This window comes from Haloarcula amylolytica, assembly GCF_049705545.1.
Lineage (GTDB): Archaea > Halobacteriota > Halobacteria > Halobacteriales > Haloarculaceae > Haloarcula > Haloarcula amylolytica_B.
On the sequence record NZ_JBNAMU010000002.1, the window covers coordinates 97,372 to 113,458 of the forward strand.

General features: G+C 57.6%; 16 protein-coding genes and 5 pseudogenes. 13 read left to right on the top strand and 8 right to left on the bottom strand.

Features of this window, described 5'->3' with window-relative positions; genetic code table 11:
- Positions 1-46: 46 nt before the first annotated feature.
- The 3 genes from ACOZ4H_RS17070 to ACOZ4H_RS17080 form a co-directional block, all read right to left on the bottom strand.
- Complete coding sequence (locus ACOZ4H_RS17070; RefSeq protein ID WP_424330479.1) at positions 47-1,309, bottom strand: RNA-guided endonuclease InsQ/TnpB family protein; 1,263 nt, start codon at positions 1,307-1,309, stop codon at positions 47-49.
- 251 nt (positions 1,310-1,560) lie between these two features.
- Entirely contained in the window at positions 1,561-1,968 is a 408-nt protein-coding gene (locus ACOZ4H_RS17075) for a DUF7475 family protein (protein WP_424330480.1), read from the bottom strand.
- A 134-nt stretch (positions 1,969-2,102) separates the two neighbouring features.
- Positions 2,103-2,915 carry an aldo/keto reductase gene (locus ACOZ4H_RS17080; RefSeq protein WP_424330481.1) on the bottom strand — a complete coding sequence of 271 codons (813 nt, stop codon included), beginning with the start codon at positions 2,913-2,915 and terminating at the stop codon, positions 2,103-2,105.
- Between the two features lie 118 nt (positions 2,916-3,033).
- On the opposite strand from ACOZ4H_RS17080, the gene ACOZ4H_RS17085 reads away from it, so the two are divergent.
- From ACOZ4H_RS17085 to ACOZ4H_RS17095, 3 genes and pseudogenes are all read left to right on the top strand, one after another.
- Complete coding sequence (locus ACOZ4H_RS17085; protein WP_424330482.1) at positions 3,034-3,426, top strand: DoxX family protein; 393 nt, start codon at positions 3,034-3,036, stop codon at positions 3,424-3,426.
- Between the two features lie 184 nt (positions 3,427-3,610).
- Positions 3,611-3,913 (top strand): hypothetical protein, encoded by a 303-nt coding sequence (locus ACOZ4H_RS17090; protein WP_424330483.1) that lies wholly within the window; start codon positions 3,611-3,613, stop codon positions 3,911-3,913.
- 240 nt (positions 3,914-4,153) lie between these two features.
- A pseudogene (locus ACOZ4H_RS17095) lies at positions 4,154-4,297 on the top strand (RNA-guided endonuclease TnpB family protein); the annotation flags it as partial.
- Between the two features lie 59 nt (positions 4,298-4,356).
- Here ACOZ4H_RS17095 and ACOZ4H_RS17100 read toward each other — a convergent pair.
- Positions 4,357-5,004, bottom strand: coding sequence for a hypothetical protein (locus ACOZ4H_RS17100; protein ID WP_424330484.1), 648 nt, complete (start codon positions 5,002-5,004; stop codon positions 4,357-4,359).
- An 827-nt stretch (positions 5,005-5,831) separates the two neighbouring features.
- On the opposite strand from ACOZ4H_RS17100, the gene ACOZ4H_RS17105 reads away from it, so the two are divergent.
- Entirely contained in the window at positions 5,832-6,617 is a 786-nt protein-coding gene (locus ACOZ4H_RS17105) for a DUF7260 family protein (protein ID WP_424330485.1), read from the top strand.
- A 117-nt stretch (positions 6,618-6,734) separates the two neighbouring features.
- Entirely contained in the window at positions 6,735-7,064 is a 330-nt protein-coding gene (locus ACOZ4H_RS17110) for a hypothetical protein (RefSeq protein ID WP_424330486.1), read from the top strand.
- Between the two features lie 1,046 nt (positions 7,065-8,110).
- On the opposite strand, the gene ACOZ4H_RS17115 is transcribed toward ACOZ4H_RS17110, so the two are convergent.
- The gene (locus tag ACOZ4H_RS17115; protein ID WP_424330487.1) at positions 8,111-8,764 is read right to left on the bottom strand and encodes a potassium channel family protein; all 654 of its coding nucleotides are present in this window, start codon (positions 8,762-8,764) and stop codon (positions 8,111-8,113) included.
- Positions 8,765-8,977: 213 nt separating this feature from the next.
- Between ACOZ4H_RS17115 and ACOZ4H_RS17120 the strand changes: the two genes are divergently transcribed.
- From ACOZ4H_RS17120 to ACOZ4H_RS17130, 3 genes are all read left to right on the top strand, one after another.
- A complete protein-coding gene (locus ACOZ4H_RS17120) occupies positions 8,978-10,432 on the top strand; it encodes an APC family permease (RefSeq protein WP_424330488.1) in 1,455 nt (484 codons plus the stop codon).
- A 2-nt stretch (positions 10,433-10,434) separates the two neighbouring features.
- Positions 10,435-11,088 carry an NAD-binding protein gene (locus ACOZ4H_RS17125; RefSeq protein WP_424330489.1) on the top strand — a complete coding sequence of 218 codons (654 nt, stop codon included), beginning with the start codon at positions 10,435-10,437 and terminating at the stop codon, positions 11,086-11,088.
- A gap of 115 nt (positions 11,089-11,203) precedes the next feature.
- A complete protein-coding gene (locus ACOZ4H_RS17130) occupies positions 11,204-11,935 on the top strand; it encodes a universal stress protein (RefSeq protein WP_424330490.1) in 732 nt (243 codons plus the stop codon).
- Positions 11,936-11,939: 4 nt separating this feature from the next.
- On the opposite strand, the pseudogene ACOZ4H_RS17135 reads toward ACOZ4H_RS17130, so the two are convergent.
- Positions 11,940-12,023, bottom strand: a pseudogene (locus ACOZ4H_RS17135) (DUF302 domain-containing protein); the annotation flags it as partial.
- Positions 12,024-12,181: 158 nt separating this feature from the next.
- Here ACOZ4H_RS17135 and ACOZ4H_RS17140 point away from each other — a divergent pair.
- From ACOZ4H_RS17140 to ACOZ4H_RS17160, 5 genes and pseudogenes are all read left to right on the top strand, one after another.
- Positions 12,182-12,601: a helix-turn-helix domain-containing protein gene (locus ACOZ4H_RS17140; RefSeq protein WP_424330491.1), complete on the top strand. Its 420-nt coding sequence runs from the start codon at positions 12,182-12,184 to the stop codon at positions 12,599-12,601.
- A gap of 84 nt (positions 12,602-12,685) precedes the next feature.
- Positions 12,686-13,097, top strand: a pseudogene (locus tag ACOZ4H_RS17145) (thioredoxin family protein).
- Between the two features lie 91 nt (positions 13,098-13,188).
- Positions 13,189-13,571 (top strand): annotated as a pseudogene (locus tag ACOZ4H_RS17150) (DUF1641 domain-containing protein).
- Between the two features lie 118 nt (positions 13,572-13,689).
- Positions 13,690-14,028: a thioredoxin family protein gene (locus ACOZ4H_RS17155; protein ID WP_424330492.1), complete on the top strand. Its 339-nt coding sequence runs from the start codon at positions 13,690-13,692 to the stop codon at positions 14,026-14,028.
- 15 nt (positions 14,029-14,043) lie between these two features.
- Positions 14,044-15,162, top strand: a complete 1,119-nt coding sequence (locus ACOZ4H_RS17160) for an aminotransferase class V-fold PLP-dependent enzyme (RefSeq protein WP_424330493.1) — start codon at positions 14,044-14,046, stop codon at positions 15,160-15,162.
- A 124-nt stretch (positions 15,163-15,286) separates the two neighbouring features.
- On the opposite strand, the pseudogene ACOZ4H_RS17165 reads toward ACOZ4H_RS17160, so the two are convergent.
- Positions 15,287-15,460: pseudogene (locus ACOZ4H_RS17165) on the bottom strand (HalOD1 output domain-containing protein); the annotation flags it as partial.
- A gap of 53 nt (positions 15,461-15,513) precedes the next feature.
- Positions 15,514-16,086 (bottom strand): DsrE/DsrF/DrsH-like family protein, encoded by a 573-nt coding sequence (locus tag ACOZ4H_RS17170; RefSeq protein WP_424330494.1) that lies wholly within the window; start codon positions 16,084-16,086, stop codon positions 15,514-15,516.
- Position 16,087 lies beyond the last annotated feature (1 nt).

The following is a 16,087-nucleotide window of genomic DNA, read 5'->3' on the forward strand; positions in this document are numbered from 1 at the left end:
CGCCCTGAAGGGCGAGGATTCCCGACTGCCGTTGGGATATTGTGGTCTACGGGACAACCTGTTCTTGTGGGGCTACTCTCCCCGTCGATTTATCGAACAAGCGCACCGATGGCTGTGCCAAACAGCCGTTACTCCTATCCCGAGCGGGATTCGGAGTTACCGTGGCTCGCATATTCTCCGCCGCGTTCAGGTCGCTGTTAGCGACTAATTCACAGTTCTCACACACGTACAACCCGCGCTCAACGCGGTTAGAATCTGCTTCTGTGCCACACTCACAGCACGTTTTCGAGGTCTTCAATGCGCCCTCGGGAACCCGCTCTACGTCGATGCCGCGTTCCTCTGCTTTATACTCAATGTGGCTCAGGAGAGTTTCAAACGCCCAACCGTGTAGCCGTTTGTTACCGTGGCGGCCCCAATCAGAACCATCACGGACTTTCTTTGGGTGACCAACAGCTATCGTTCCGACATCGTGAATTGCACACTGCTCTACGATGTCCTTCGACAGTGCGTGCAGGAAATGTTCTTGTCGTCGTGCCTTCTTTTGCCGAAGTCGCTGTGCCTCGTTGCTCGGGCCGTTCTCACCTTCCGTAGCGTATTCTTCGTGACGGAAGTAGTGAGCATCTTCATTCAGCGCGTTGCCCGGATACAGCAGCGTTTTGTCACCGACAGAGACAGCCGCAGTATTGCAAATACCAAGGTCAACACCAGCAGTTTTCTCACCTGGGGTTTCGGGCGTGTCAATCTGCATCTCACAGACGAAATGCAGTTCCCATTTCTCACCAGTCCAGACAGCACGCACCGTCTGGACGCTCTCAACACCGTCGAGCGTCTGGTTATCTGCCTGAACCGTGAAATCGCAAAGGATGTAGTCTGCGGCGTACCGAGACTTCTTCATATTCGTTCCCTTTGAGAGACGAACACGGTTGTATTCGGTATCCAGTTTGAAGCCCTGATTCTTCCACGTCACGGTTGAGCGCGGGTGTTCGTCACCGCCCTTGCGGTAGCCAGGCGGATTTGCGCCGGAATCGCCCTGCTTGTACCACGAGACGAACGCTTCACCGAGTTCTTGGAGAACTCGTTGACTGGACTGAGAATGCAAGTCCGCATAGCGTTCGTAATTCTTGAGATACGAACAGAGTTCGTCGGCGTCTGGAATGTGGCCGATAGCATCCCACACACGAGAAATTGTCCACCGCCCGATGTTCCATAGCTTGCTGGCGGCGAAGCCATGCGAATCGAGGTCATCGTGGACTTGCGAGTGATTGGTGATACTCGCTTTCAGTGTCCGGGTGACAACCTGATTCGACACACGTAAGCATAATATTTTGAATTACATAATTGCTCGGATTGCATTTTCGCGTGGAATATCCAGTCGTAGCTACGAGCGAGGTTTAACTCCGAGATGTCGGATTCATCCCCGCCCTGAAGCGCGGGGCTTTCTCCTTGCTTCTCCGTAATCCCGACCTGGCACACCGTTTTGATTTCCTTGAGATAACCAGTGTGTCGTTGGACTGTTCACCCTCCCGTGGCGGTTCTCGATGAATGATCGATGTAGCCTGCTCACGGAGCAGATATTCTGTATAAGTAGATGGTACAGAGTGCGAGGATAGCCTCAGCTACCTTCGCTGCGACGGCCAGCGGGTTCAGGTTCCCCCGCATATAGAACGCGTCAAAGCTGAAACCTTGGAACACAAACAGCGCGAGAATAGTGACAATGGCGTATCCCGCAGCGACAAGAAACAGCTCAGGTCGCCAGTATCGGCTACTGTACAGGAGGACCCCGCCAAGAAACCCAAGGCCATTCAGAATAAACAGGGTCCCTAGTGTCTGACTGAAGCCCATGACACGTGGCCCGAGCAGTAAGTGGATGCCAGCAGTGGTAAGAGTGGCCACGATTGCGAGGTACCCGACTGGATGCGATGGGAGCGTAATAAACGAGTCCTGGCGTTGTGTCGATTGAGCGACCATAATGCGGAATCATCCCCGAGGTGTATTAAATCCATATGAGTCTCCCAACACTTCGGGAATCAGACAGAATGATGACTCACAAACGCAAACGTACGGGACAACGCCTGAGCCAGAGTTCGGGGCTTGGTCACTAGTTACAGTCCCAACATCGACCGAACCCGTTCTATCAACCCGCCCTGCTGATCGAATATCCGTGTCATCTCCTCGTCGGTCAATTCGAAATCGAAGATCGAGAGGTTGGCTTGTAGATGGGGGCGGCTCGACGCTTTCGGAATTGCGGCGACCTGTTGCTGCTGGATGAGCCAGCGGAGCGTCACCTGTGCTGGCGATTTCCCGTACCGGTCACCAATCGTCGCCAATGTGTCGTCGTCATTGACGCGCCCTTTCGCCAGCGGACTGTAGGCCGTCAGCATGATATCGTGATCGATGCAGTACTCCAGAAGATCTGCCTGGTCAGTGTAGGGGTTGTACTCGACCTGATTCGTACAGATCGGTGTCTCAGAGGCTTCACGTGCGTTTGCAAGCTGGTCTACCGAGAAGTTGCTTACTCCGATATGTCGAACTTCTCCAGCAGCCTGGAGTTCGTTCATTGCCTCGATGGTTTCCTCAATCGGGACGGATCGACTCGGCCAGTGGATTAGCAACAAATCGATCGCCTCGAGGCCAAGCTTTTGGCGACTCTCTCTGGCGACCCGCTTGGTCTCCTCGTAGTCGAGGTTTGTCCGCCAGACCTTGGTCGTAATGAACAGGTCGTCTCTACTGACAGCCGTGTCTGCGAGTGCCTGCCCGATCGCAGTCTGGTTCTCGTAGTACTCGGCCGTATCGATGTGGCGATAGCCAATCTCCAGACCCTGAGAAACCGTCTCAGTACAGGTCCGGCCACGCAGGCGATAGGTTCCCAGCCCGAGTGCCGGGACCTGTGCCCGATTTGTGTTGACGTATTCCACAACGGGGCTTGGATCGACTGCGAAAAAGCTCCTGTGCCGACGGTCGTGACTGGTCTGTAGCTCCAACTGGAGGCCGTACCCCAACTTGCTTTTTGCTGGTGGCCGTACCCGATGACAGATGCGTGTTGGCTTGAAGCAGTTCAAACAGCCGTTGTGCTACGTGATGGCGCTCCTATACGTCGTTGCGGGGAGCTTGCATTTCGTCGTGCCGGACCTGTACGTCCAGATCGTGCCGCCGACCTTGCCCGCACCGCTCGCGCTGGTGTATCTGTCTGGCGTCGCCGAAATCGTCGTCGGGCTCGGCCTGTTGGTGCCACGAACGCGCTCATACGCCGCATGGGCGACAATCGCGTTGCTCGTTGCGATCTTTCCCGCGAACATCTATATGGCTGTGTCGATGGTCACCATCGAGGGTGCGCCCGGTGGCGGCGATCCCTCATCGCTGGCCCGCTGGACCCGGTTGCCGATTCAGGGCGTGTTGATCCTCTGGGCCTACTGGTACACCGACTGAGCGCGGAAATTACCCGGAGTGACTGACTATTGGTAGGTGTCTGAAATCGGTACGAATTATCGACGAAATTCGATCTAGTCATCCAGTCGCCATCGATAAAGTTTCCAGACACAGCCACAGGTGGTGTCTATCTGCCATCATCCTCGTCGAGCGTGCCGACAGCGTCGTCAAGATCCTCGATGTCTTGCGATCCCTGTTCCTCATCGATGCACTGAAAGATGCCCTCGAAGACCCCGCAAACGACGAGGAGTTTCGTCGTCGGCTCACCGATACCTACTACGACGACCGCATTGACTACGACACCATCGAAGCGATCCTCGGCTGCGAGGAGGCGATGCGATTGAAACTTCTCCGGGAATCAACTTATTCGACGCCCCACATACCCGAACTCGAGGACGACCTCCCGGGTGATGATGCCTTCTATGACCGTGAGGTCTCCGAATGGACGGGCACTCCTTCGTCTGATTCGGACGTATCGCGAACGTGACGATGCCGGAGCACGCCGATACCGTTGTTGACACGAATGTATTGCTGAATCTCACAACACCGGTCGTTGACGGGCAGTCTCACAGGCACCCTCTGGCAGGGACCCGCTCAAATTCCTACTCGCGGCATTCTTGTTTCATTGCCTGCTGCTCTCGCCCGGGAATTTGGAGCGCTCTATACACGTCCTTGCCAATATCAATAGTAGCCATGTGGTTATTTATCCGTCGTGTGAATTAGGGGCAACGCGGATTGTAACGGAGCGGAGAACCTGCGTCAGAAGATAACCCCAGGAGGAGAGGAGTAGCCGCTGTGTGGCACAGCTATCGACGCACTTGCTCACTCAGAGAGTAGGGTATTCGCCCCACGAGAACAGGTCATGTTGTAAACCGGCAAGATACCGCCTCTGAGATATGGGTCGCCCCAGCGCGAACGCTAAGGTGGATATCACTCTTCGAAACAGGCCACTGGACTCCCGTCTGCCCAGGGATTGGGGTCCAACGCGTCGGCTCCATCGAAATCGTGCCGCGTCGTTCTTGCCCGGACGACCCGTGTCGAATCAACGTAGTACGTGACGTACTGAGTGCTGTAATCGAATTCCATACCAGGGTGAATCGTCCCGGAACCGATGTACTGCAGTCGGACGACGGCCGAATTAGCCGGGCCCGCGGTGACCCACGAATCTTGGACAGAGATGTCGAACCGGGTCAGATAGCTGTCGCGTTCGCCGTCAGTCGTTATGTCGGTGTTTGCTATCATCTCAGCGTTCTGCCTGTAGGCCAGTTCAAACGTGGTGACGTACTCCAACGCAGCCTCGCCAGCGGGTTCCGATGGCGGTCGCCCGGGATACTCACGGGGTGCAAGCGCTCCGTCACGATCAACCGGCTCGGCCATCGGTCGGGAAACGGCCGAACAGGACACGTTCGGGGGCGTCTCCGGAATCTCGGTGGCCCAGCCAGCGGTCGCAGTCGGCGTCTCCGTGCCGGTCGTCGTCTCGTTTGAACCAGCCCCCTCGGGAGCGAGACACCCGGCTGACGCAAGTCCAACACTACTGCTGCCGAATACCTTCACGAGATGCCGGCGTGTTATGGTCATTGCACGTGTGGCGGTACCATCCTCGGCGATAAATGGTTTCAGAACGGTCAAAAACGTATTTGAGCCAGCCTGCTGATTGGTGTGAAGAGACACGCTCGACAATTCACGTGGGTCAGCCCGGGAGCGATCAGCCCCAAAGACGCATCTCCGGGAGAGCGACGCCAGGCGCTCTTCGACGAGTCCGTCACCGGTGAAGGAATCAGAGCGCTGTCGCCACGTCCTGTGGACATACGTCTGACAGGTTCGATATATTATTCGAGGGCTATGCAAGATGGAGCGCGCGAGTCTTGCATCCGAACAAGCGCCGGGAGAGGTGTCGTGGGGCCCTCCACCTATCGTCGATCAGGAGTTCGAGGCTCTGTCACGGGGGGTCATCATTCCCTCCTTCACACCCTGCCTAATCAGGAGTACATTGATCGGATTGGCGGCGATAAGACCTAACGATAGAACGAGGTGATGGCCCCGAGGCTTCCGTACCACGTGAATCCCGCAGTGATGCCACCGAGCAACAGGACCGCCTGTTGGGGGATGCCGTCACCGTCCGCGTTCCCGGTCTGACCGGGAGCAGATCGTCACTGAGCAGTCCCTCGGCGAAATGCCCCGACGAGAACAACGTCGCATTGATCGCGCTCCCGGCCAGGGGACTACCCGTGATTACAAAACACCTGTCGTACTTGGGTGCTGAAAATACAACCCAAATTATACTTTCTCCTGCCATACCGTTGCTTCTGTTTTATCAGGCATTCCAACGGAGCAGAATAGACGAGTATATATCGAACATATAAAACGCCTATACGACGACAGCCGATAGCCCAACCGAACATCCCGTGTCTGACACCGAAACAAGCCAGCCGCGCATCGAGCAAGCACTCGCTGTCGTTCAGAAAGAAATAGACTGCATCGAGGCAGAATTGATGGCCTTCAGACGCTTTCGGACCCGTCTCGTGTCTATTGAACCGACGGGACAATCCGCAGCTACCGTCGATACGTCAGCGGGCGGGATGTCAGCGCTCGGTACCCGGCAGTCGAAACCAGATACCAGCCTGCGTGCCGTCCGGGAGGCCTATCAGGAGACAATAATGGCTGTGCCCCACTTCGAAGCTGAGTACGACGACTCGCTGGAAGCGAATATGTCGATGGAGTTCGGGACGGAACTCGGCACCCAGATCGCCACGGGAACGCGGTTGACACCGCGGTTGCACGAGGCGCTGCTGACCGCGAGCGAGGGGGCACGCGACGAACGCGAGACGCTGCTCCCGGCACTCGAACGCGAGCGCGAGTCGTTACAGTCGGTACGAAACACACTCGACGACTGCGAACGCCGCGGGAGCGCACTTGGTGCGAACGCACGTCGAACAACCGACTCGGTTCGTCTCGACAGCATCGATAACCAACTTGCCGAAATCGAAATAGACTGCGAGTCGGCAGCTGCGACCCGCCAACAGCTGCTCCACGGGCGGTCGGCTGCTGCCCTCTCCGGCATCGGCGGAACCAGTCTCGTCCGGTACCTGTACGGCGATTGTTTGGTGACGTGTCCAGCGCTTGCTGATATCGTTGCATGTCTCGACACGATCAGACGGCACCGCCGTTACTGTCTGGTATCGACGTGCTGAGGGTGGGAAGGCGGCTGTTTAGCGGCCCCTGAGGCGGTCTGGCCAGACCACTTTGAAATATTAGAACGTATTCACCGCCCCCGAATTATTATCTTGCTCTTTCACGAACTGAGATGTATGAGCGTTGATACCGATCCACCACACCTATCAGCCCCCGTTCCAGGCCTGCGGCGTCTTACACATGCGCAGTTCAGCGGTGTGATTGCTTTGCTTATCGGATTCAGCCAAATGATCGTGGGAACTGTCGCTTTGGATGGGCTGTTGACAGTCATTGTTGCATGGGGAGGGGGGCTGCTTTTCGCTTTCGGGTACAATCTCATTCAGAACAGGCCTGTGTTCTACAGCGGATGGACCGAAGACGGTGAACCTGGATGGGTCAGTTTGTTGATCTCAGTGGTATTAACCGCGGCAGTACTCGTTGCCGCTGGACTAGTGCTTCTCGGGTAAACGTGATTGGTAGGCCCGAAGTGTATCCACCTATCGCATGTTTACCGTGGTTCCGAATTTTGTCCTATTTCGTCGCACGCTGCTGGCTGATATTACTCCGACCCAGGTCCTCATTGGGGTCGAATACGTCCCCTAGTCGGGCCCCTTCTCAGGGGCAACTCCATGTCCGTTAGCAACAGTGGACCCGATACAGAGGCTGTGTACAGCATGGAATGACAACTCGAATCAATCAATACTTCTTCTATCCAGTCTGCCATCCAATGAACCGCTCGAACCCATAAGTAAACCCGAGAAAAACGACAGCGAATACGAACCAACGGAATACATCGAATGCACCAGTGAACGCGAGAACGTTGAAAATGTATGATAACGATGCACCAACGAACGCAGCGATGTAGAGATTCCGTCGGATGTCCATGTGGGCCCTTCCAATGACTGTGAATTAACTCTTTTTCAGTAGGTTACACGAACAAGTCTCACAAGTTCTTTCGGCGCTGGATAAGGGCTCTATCCGTTACCTCATGTTCCTGTGCTCGTTCCCGCTGACTGAGGTTCATTCCTGCTGTTTCGGCCCGATATCCGACTCTCCGCCTGACGCCTCGGGTGGTTGTGACTCCTCGTCGTCGAGTCCGAGTATGCTGGTGTCGAGAGTCAGTACTGGCGAGTCGCTCAGCCCCGAAGACCGGCACAAAGAGGACGGCGATACCGACTAGCACGACGGCCGAGGTAATTTCGGCGAGGAAGTACAGCCACGGGCCTGGAATCCCGCCCTGGATGAGCGCTGCTTTGTCGGCGGGATGGAAGCGCCAATGCTGTTCATGCCGGCGTGACAGTCGGCGGCAGCGAGAACCCCGGAGTTCGCGCCGACACTTCCCGCACCGGGGTAGAATGTTTGCTGGGCTACAATACGACCTGTTCTCTCGGGAAAATATTCCGCTTTCCCGGTCGACCAGCTATGCGATGGCTGAGCCACACAGAAGTCGCCTATCGATCATATATAGAATCCCAATCACTCGTGGTTGTACTTCGTTTTGATCTCGATAGTGTTATCCACGCATGAGATTCAGGACCTCATCGACCACGTCGGTCTCGACGGCGAGGATATAGCGCTCGTCGGGTTCCAGAACCGTATCAGATCCTGCGAGTTCCGTTCGGTCCGCCGTCGAGATCAGCAGGCTTCCGGACGGAAGAGCGATTTCATCGAGCCGACGCCCCGCAACAGGGGCCGACGGGGAGACGCTCACCTCGATGATATCGAGATCGGCAGTCGGATAGACAAGCGTCCGAATATCCTCGCCGGTCAGTATATCTGCCGCATGATCGCCACCGAGATACTCGGGTAGCAGCGTCGCATCCACCACCTCGTCGTACTCCTGCTCCGTCCCCGTCTCTGCCCTTGCAATGGTCCGAATCGACGGAACGTACTGTTGGGCCTCCATACAGATTGCGAGGTTCGTGCCTGGTTCGTCAGTGAGTGCAGCGATAGCGTCGGCCTCAGCTAGGCCAGCCTGTTTTAGAATCGACGGGCGCGTGGCGTCGCCGTGGATGACAGGGCCGATGTACGCGTCGGACAACGCCTCAACGCGCTCCTCGTCAGACTCGATTAGCAGTACGTCGTGACCCTGATCCGCGAGATTCTCGGCGGTCTGTTTCCCGACACGGCCGCCACCGGCGATGACGAATCGCTTTGTTCGGGTCATTGAGGGATTGTTTAAAACGCGTCATCTTCAATGCCCCGGCGGTTCTAATGGACCGGGAACACGACCTGTCGTGCCGGGGGACAGGCTATCATAAGCCTTTAAGAAATCCAATTACCGTTCTTACAATAGAAGAACTTACCCCGGTAATCAAATGGACCGAAAAGAGTGCATACGGCGTACGATGGATGGCACGCCGAATAAAAACAGGACGCAATGAGTAAGAGCCAGACTCGATCACCCGAGGCTGAACTCGGGTTACTTGACGCGACGATGATTGGGATGGGAGCGATGATCGGGGCCGGTATCTTTGTGCTGACAGGACTGGCTGCCGAAATCGCTGGTCCGGCAGCGATTCTTGTCTTTGCGTTGAATGGCGTCGTAACAGCGTTCACAGGACTCTCGTATGCGGAACTTGCCGCCTCGATTCCGAAAAGCGGCGGTGGATACGCCTTCGTGCGAGAGATATTCGACGACTTCGCCTCGTTCATCATGGGCTGGATGCTCTGGTTTGCCTACATGATTGCGGGGGCGCTGTATGCGCTGGGTTTTGCACCGAACTTTCTCGAATTGCTGCACGTCTACGGTGTGGTCCCGCCACCGGATCAAGTGGGTGCTGTCGCGGTTCCAGTCATCGACGCGGCGCTCCCGCTGGCCTTCCTGCTGGCGTTCGTGGCGGTACTCGGTTTGGTGGCGCTCAACGCCGTCTCGACGGCCGCCAGCGGCAGTGTCGAGACGATTTTCACCATCATCAAAGTCTCCATTCTGGTGGTGTTCGTCGCGTTCGGACTCGCATCTCCGATGTTCTCCGGGGCCGAATTCCAGCCGCTGTTTCCACAGAGCAGCGGGGCGGCCGCGGTTCTGCCGGCGATGGGGCTAACCTTCATCGCCTTCGAGGGGTACGACCTCATCACCACCGTCACCGAGGAGGTACAGAACCCGCGTGAAAACATCCCCAAGGCGATATTCATCAGTCTCGCCGTTACGGTTGTCGTCTATCTGGCAGTTGTGACCGTCGCCGTCGGCACGCTCGGGGCTCAAGGACTCGCCGACGCCGGCGAGGCGGGCATCGCCACGGCAGCCACATCGTTCATGCCGACCGGATTACCGATTATCCAGAACGGTGGTGCACTCATTGTTTTCGGGGCCGTGTTCTCGACACTCACCGCCCTCAACGCAGTCGTCATCGCGTCGTCACGCGTGGCGTTCTCGATGGGACGTGAAGGACAGTTGCTCCCGTCGATCGGCCAGATTCACCACCGCTACGGGACGCCGTTCGTCGCAATCCTCGCCAGCGCAGTCGTGATGCTCGGGTCAGTGGCACTGCCGACACAAAGTGCTGGCAACATGTCGAGCCTGTTTTTCCTGCTGTCGTTCATTATCGTCAACGTCGCCGTCATCAGACTCCGAAGGGAGCGTCCGAACATGAACCGGCCGTACGAGATGCCGTTCTACCCGGCTCCGCCACTGATTGGTATTGCGCTCAATCTGCTTCTAACAGGGGTGCTCGTGGAGTACCTGCTCCGAACAGATCCATTGGCGTTGGCACTCAGCATGGCGTGGATTCTGCTCGGAGCCCTCGTGTATTTCGCGCTTAAACGTGTGAGAGAGCAATCGGACCGCGAACAGGCGGCTGCCGCCACTGAAATAACACCTGAAGCTGAAGACTAACCATGACTAGTGACCTCGACATTATCATCGCTGGCGGTGGACGCGTCGGTTTCCAAACAGCCGAGATACTCGCTGACCGCGGCCACGATGTGACGATTATCGAACGCGATGATCGGATTGTCTCGGATATCGCCGATCAATGGATAGCGACTGTTATCCAGGGTGACGCGACGAATCCGGAGATCATCGAACAGGCAGGCCTTGAGCGAGCGGACGTAATTGCCGCGCTCACGGGCGAAACAGGGCTAAATCTCGCAGTCTGTTTAGCTGCTGCAGAGTTGACACCCGACATCCGAACGGTCGCCCGCATCGACCGCACAGCCGGTGAGGCCTACACCCGCTTCGTCGACGCGGTGGTCTTTCCCGAACGGGCCGGCTCGAGAGTGGCGGCCAACGAGATCCTGGGTAGCGATGTCCAAACGCTTGCCGACGTGACGGGCACCCTCGATATCATGCTTATTCGAGTTGCTGACGGCGCTCCGGCCGCCGGGAAGGCACTCTCGGACGTACGCTTTCCCGAGGGGACCCTCGTCGTGTCCGACGAGAACGGTGAGCGAATCGCTCGTGCTGACACGACCCTGACACCGGGGAGCAGCTACGTCGTCGCTGTCGAACCTGATGTGGTCGATGAGGTACTGAATTTGATGCGTGGCTAGTGACCCGTGGTCGGGTCTGTCCAGTTGCACGAATATCCACATGATGTACCCACTGAACTCACTGAGGTGACAGGGAAAAAACAAATATGCGCTGGGGGGCGTATCTTCGTACGTTATGCCGGAAGCGCTTACCAGGATCTTGATTCCGATTGATGTGTCCGATTCGACATCCCGGTCTGATATAGACACTCAGATCGTTCAGTCATCAGAGGTTGTCCTTCTCGGATACTGGCCAATTCCGGATCAATCAGCCCCCAGCCAAATCCGTAATCAGTTCGAGGAGGAAGCTCAACAGCGACTTAAGGCAGTGGCAAGCCGCCTTACCGATGAGGGCGTTACAGTGCAGACCCGATTGGTGTTTACAAATGATACGAACCAATCAATCGATGGGGCCGCGAACAAGTACGAGTGTGAATCAATTCTCCTGCCGGGGACAACGTCGCCCCCATCTGAGACGAGACGTGGACTTGTTCTGGTGAAACCGAATGCAGATCTCGATCGGATTGTCACCACTCTCGGGGCCCTGTTTGCCGATAGTGATATCGAACTCCTTCTCTTTCACGCCGCAACGAACGACAATGAACGTCTGTATGATGCAACAGCGTATATGCTCCGCGGCCTCGCAGATCGACTTACGGAACTCGGTATCGATCCCGACCGAATCGAGTGGGAACAATCGTTTAAAGGTGAGCGGCTTGATGTAGTCCTCTCGCGGGTTTCCGACTTCGACTTTGTTGTTCTCGGCGAGACCGAACCGTCAGTGCGAGAGCGGGTCTTCGGCTCTGTTCAAAAAACGCTTGCCGAAGAGACGGCCAAACCTCAGCTCACAATCCGATCGGGTGTCTGAACTACTCTTCATGGCTCATCTCCAGGGTTGCCCGTTCTTCGCCGATGCCTTCCGGATCGATCTGGCTCGGGTCAATTGGGTGCGCCATTCGTGTATCATCTTGGGTCTTTAGGACAAATTCAATTCGGGCCTTTTCCAGCGAGAGTGCAGTATATGGGAATAGAATCGCTCTAGTGCCCCTCGGCCAACGTAGTATTGTGCTATTCGGGAACAGCTTTAATCTTCTCTGCCATCTTATTCTCCGACATGGTGGCCACTTCAGTGCGTGAGGACCTCGAGCGCGACCTGGGGTGTCTCGACCTCCTGGGTTGCATTCACGGCCTCAACGAGCGGGATCAGATGGTCTTTCAGCTGCTACAACAGGCAGAGGGGGGACTCACCGTCGACGACGTCGCAGACCGACTGGATTGTGAGCGATCGACAGCGTATCGCTCGATTTCTCGGCTTCTCGAGGTCGACGTTGTTGCACAGGAACAAGTGAACTACGAGCACGGCGGGTACTACTACGTGTATCGTCCGCGGACACCGAAGGAAGTTGCTCACGACATGCAGCGATCGCTCAACGACTGGTATGCGGCCATCGGACAGCTTATTCAGGAGTTCGAAGATCGATATAGCCAGGACTCGGACGACCGAGAGAAGCAGTCGCTGCAGTCCTGTTCCTGAACCCTGTTCGCTCAGATCTCTCCCGGACGGTATTGTGAGAGCTGTGAAATTTACATCGGGCGGCGCGGTTCAAACGGACACCTAATGGCTGAAGATAGCGAGGAGTTCCGACGACAGACGTCGTCGGAGCTTCGAATCAGGCTGAATCGGGCGGTGCTGAGGAGCGCGCCTCGAAGAGTCTATCCGAGCCGATCCATATCAACGGCGGCGCCGAGCTATCCAAAACCGCCACTGAGTACGACCTCGTGATGGCCGACTTCTACGCCGATTGGTGTGGCCCGTGCCAGATGCTCGAACCAATCGTCGAAACGACCGCGGTCGAGACCGGCGCAACCGTGCGAAAATCGATACCGACGCGAGCCAGCAACTGGCCGCCGAGTACATTGTTCGGGGCGTTCCGACGCCCGTCCTGTTCGCTGACGGACAGCCGGTGGAACGACTTGTCGAACTGCAGGACGAAGCGCCGCTTCGCTCCGTGATCGGAACACACGCGTGAATTAACTGATGAGGCTGCTAACGCGGATGGACGCCACTCGAACGATGGCCCACTGCGCGAGGGCTGCTCTGACTATGCCCAAGGAACAGGTATCCGAACCGACCTTGAGTCTGCAATCGAACAGAACCCCGCGGCGGTTGCCGAGTTCATGGACCACTTGGACGCCGTCAACGAACCACTGGATGTACTCTCGCTGGGTGAGAGCGCGCCCGATGACGCGATATCACGTCACTAGCTGGTACCGGCGCCGCGCTCGGTGAAATCGCGCAGACGGCGTCCGACGATGACATTCCTGATGGCACCGAAACACTGCTAGAGAGTGTCGGTGAGGCGGGGCAGAAGTCGCCAGAGCAGGTCGGGGCCGTTGGCCTGCTTCGTGGATTACGGAATTCGGATATCCAGTACGGGCTGGGCCACCTCCTGGGGCTTGCAGGCGTAATCGGCCGTGAGCATACTACCGGGGAGTCACACTAGCGGGCGATGTCCGATTCGCTTCGCTCTCTCGCTCGATGTCGACGGGGGATTGACCGCGCTAGATTGTATTGTGCAGATGTCCCAAGACTATTAAACATCCGGTGCGTAGAGACCGGTAATGGCAACACAGATCGCGGAGACGGACAGCGTAGTTTCGCTCGGTGACGACGACATCACAACTGTCGTCGAAGGCAATCACGTCGCGCTCGTTGAATTCTACACGGAGTGGTGTGGCACCTGCAAACGAATGAAGCCGGTTCTCGAAGAACTCGCACGAGATACAGACGCGACGATCCTGACGATCGACATCGAATCGAACCTCGAAACTGCCATCGAGTTCGGTGCCCAGAGCACGCCCACGTTCGTCCTGTTCGTCGACGGGCAACCGGTGAAACAGCTCCGAGGCGGCCAGAACGAACAGACACTCCGCGACCTGATCGCCCAGTATCGTGACTAACTCACCGAGAACGAGATGAATCCCAGAGAACTTCGCGCCGACACGCCCGCACTGCACGAAGACGTCTACCTGAATTTCGGTGCTCACGGCCCGAGCCCGCGGTACGTCGTCGAAGCTGCTGACGAGTTCCTGCGGTCACACGAGTACGAGACGAGCACTCGAAACGACCCCTACGAGGTGGCGTTCGACGCATACGACCGAGTGAGGAAGCGCGTCGCCACCTTCGTCGGCGCGGACGACGACGAGATAGCGCTCACCGAGAGCACGACCGCGGGCATCAACGCCGTCGCGAACGCCATCGACTGGGAGCCCGGCGATACCGTCGTAAGAACCGACCTCGAGCACCCAGCCGGGACGCTCCCGTGGCAGCGCTTGGAACAGAAGGGCGTCGACGTTCGCGTCGTCGAGACCGAGGACGGCCGTGTCGATCTCGACGCCTTCGCCGAGGCCGTCGCCGACGCACAGTTGGCGTGTTTCAGTGCGGTGACGTGGACCCACGGCACCCGGTTACCTGTCGGCGACCTCGTCGACATCGCCCACGAAGCCGGCGCGTTCGCACTCGTCGATGCTGTGCAGGTGCCGGGACAGCTCCCCATGGACGTCGGCGAGTGGGATGCGGACGCTGTCGCGGCGGCCGGTCACAAATGGCTGCTGGGGCTGTGGGGCGGCGGCTTCCTCTACGTCGACGGCCAGGCTGCTGACTCTCTTCTGCCCACCACAGTGGGCTACCGGAGCGTCGAAACGCCGACTGCAGACCCCTACGAGTTCGCGGCCGGTGCCCGCCGATTCGAGGTCGGATCGGCAAACCCGGCTCCACACGTCGCCCTGGCTGAGGCCATCGAGGCAATCGGTGAGGTCGGAGTCGACCATATCGCTGACCGGATCCAGGAATTGGCCGGTAGGCTGACCACTGCCATCCCCGACGACCGGCTTCTCAGTCCTGTGGATCCCGAGTCGGGACTCGTGACGATCGACGTGGACGACCCCGAAGCAACGGTCGACCGACTCGCGTCAGAGGGAATCGTCGTTCGGGCCTTGCCGAACCCGGACGCCGTTCGAGCGTCGCTCCATGCGGTCAACACTCACACCGAGGTTGAGCGGCTGCTTGACGCCCTCGAATCGGAGTGGACATGACGTGACCAACGTTCGCTTCCGTACCACGCTACGACCGTTGCTCGGACTCTATCTGTAGAAACCGAACGGCGCTGGAGTGCCCGCTGGTGGGATGCTGCGTACCGGAGAGAAATACCTGTCTGCTTTAGTCGATCTGTACGCAACCGCTCTCGTCGATGACGATGTCGTGGCTACGATACACGAACCGAATCTCGAGGTCAGACGTCGCCGAATCCTCGATCAACGTTTCGAGTACATCCGGCTCGAATACTTCGGCTAGTGGTGGGTCGAGTGTAACTGGCTCGACGTACTCTACCTCTGCAACGGCATGGCGATTTGGGGGACAGGGTCTTCGCGTTTGTTCATCGAAGGTTAGACCAGGAGCTGGATGTCGGCGTCGGCCATGTCCTGGAGGGCGGTCGCCGCGCCGACGCCGGTGGTGACGCCGTCGTAGAAGTCTGCTTCGTCGTAGTCCATCAGGTCGATGGTCATCTGGCAGGCCTGGAACTCCACGCCCATGTCGAGGCTCGTCTCCAGCAGCTCCTCGATGGTGGCGGTGTCGTTGTCCGCGATTTTCTTTTCCATCATCTTCGTCGTCACGCGGTCCATGCCGGGAATCGCGGCGACCGCGTTTGGCATCGGCATATTCGGGTTCCCGACGGAGCTCAGTTTGAGGTTTTTCGAGCGCTCCTCGTGGAGGATGTCCAGCCCCCAGAACGTGTGGAAGACGGTCACCTCGTACCCGAACGCAGCGGCGGTGCTGGCGAGGATGAGCGGCGGGTACGCCATGTCCAACGTCCCCTTCGTCGCGATGATGCTCATTTTCTTGCTCTCGTCTTCGGCCGTGGCCTCAGCGAGGGCGTCCTCCAGTTCGTCAACGCGTGCGGCCAGCTCCGCACGCGAGGGCGCGTCGTCGGATGGGGCGTCGGGAGTGTCCGTGCTCATC

What these genes read in the sequence shown, in the direction of transcription:
- ACOZ4H_RS17075 (WP_424330480.1), bottom strand. Translation starts at nt 1,968, where the DNA reads ATGGTCGCTCAATCGACACAACGCCAGGACTCGTTTATTACGCTCCCA.
- ACOZ4H_RS17085 (WP_424330482.1), top strand. Translation starts at nt 3,034, where the DNA reads ATGCGTGTTGGCTTGAAGCAGTTCAAACAGCCGTTGTGCTACGTGATG.
- ACOZ4H_RS17100 (WP_424330484.1), bottom strand. Translation starts at nt 5,004, where the DNA reads ATGACCATAACACGCCGGCATCTCGTGAAGGTATTCGGCAGCAGTAGT.
- ACOZ4H_RS17110 (WP_424330486.1), top strand. Translation starts at nt 6,735, where the DNA reads ATGAGCGTTGATACCGATCCACCACACCTATCAGCCCCCGTTCCAGGC.
- ACOZ4H_RS17115 (WP_424330487.1), bottom strand. Translation starts at nt 8,764, where the DNA reads ATGACCCGAACAAAGCGATTCGTCATCGCCGGTGGCGGCCGTGTCGGG.
- ACOZ4H_RS17120 (WP_424330488.1), top strand. Translation starts at nt 8,978, where the DNA reads ATGAGTAAGAGCCAGACTCGATCACCCGAGGCTGAACTCGGGTTACTT.
- ACOZ4H_RS17125 (WP_424330489.1), top strand. Translation starts at nt 10,435, where the DNA reads ATGACTAGTGACCTCGACATTATCATCGCTGGCGGTGGACGCGTCGGT.
- ACOZ4H_RS17130 (WP_424330490.1), top strand. Translation starts at nt 11,204, where the DNA reads ATGCCGGAAGCGCTTACCAGGATCTTGATTCCGATTGATGTGTCCGAT.
- ACOZ4H_RS17140 (WP_424330491.1), top strand. Translation starts at nt 12,182, where the DNA reads ATGGTGGCCACTTCAGTGCGTGAGGACCTCGAGCGCGACCTGGGGTGT.
- ACOZ4H_RS17155 (WP_424330492.1), top strand. Translation starts at nt 13,690, where the DNA reads ATGGCAACACAGATCGCGGAGACGGACAGCGTAGTTTCGCTCGGTGAC.
- ACOZ4H_RS17160 (WP_424330493.1), top strand. Translation starts at nt 14,044, where the DNA reads ATGAATCCCAGAGAACTTCGCGCCGACACGCCCGCACTGCACGAAGAC.
- ACOZ4H_RS17170 (WP_424330494.1), bottom strand. Translation starts at nt 16,086, where the DNA reads ATGAGCACGGACACTCCCGACGCCCCATCCGACGACGCGCCCTCGCGT.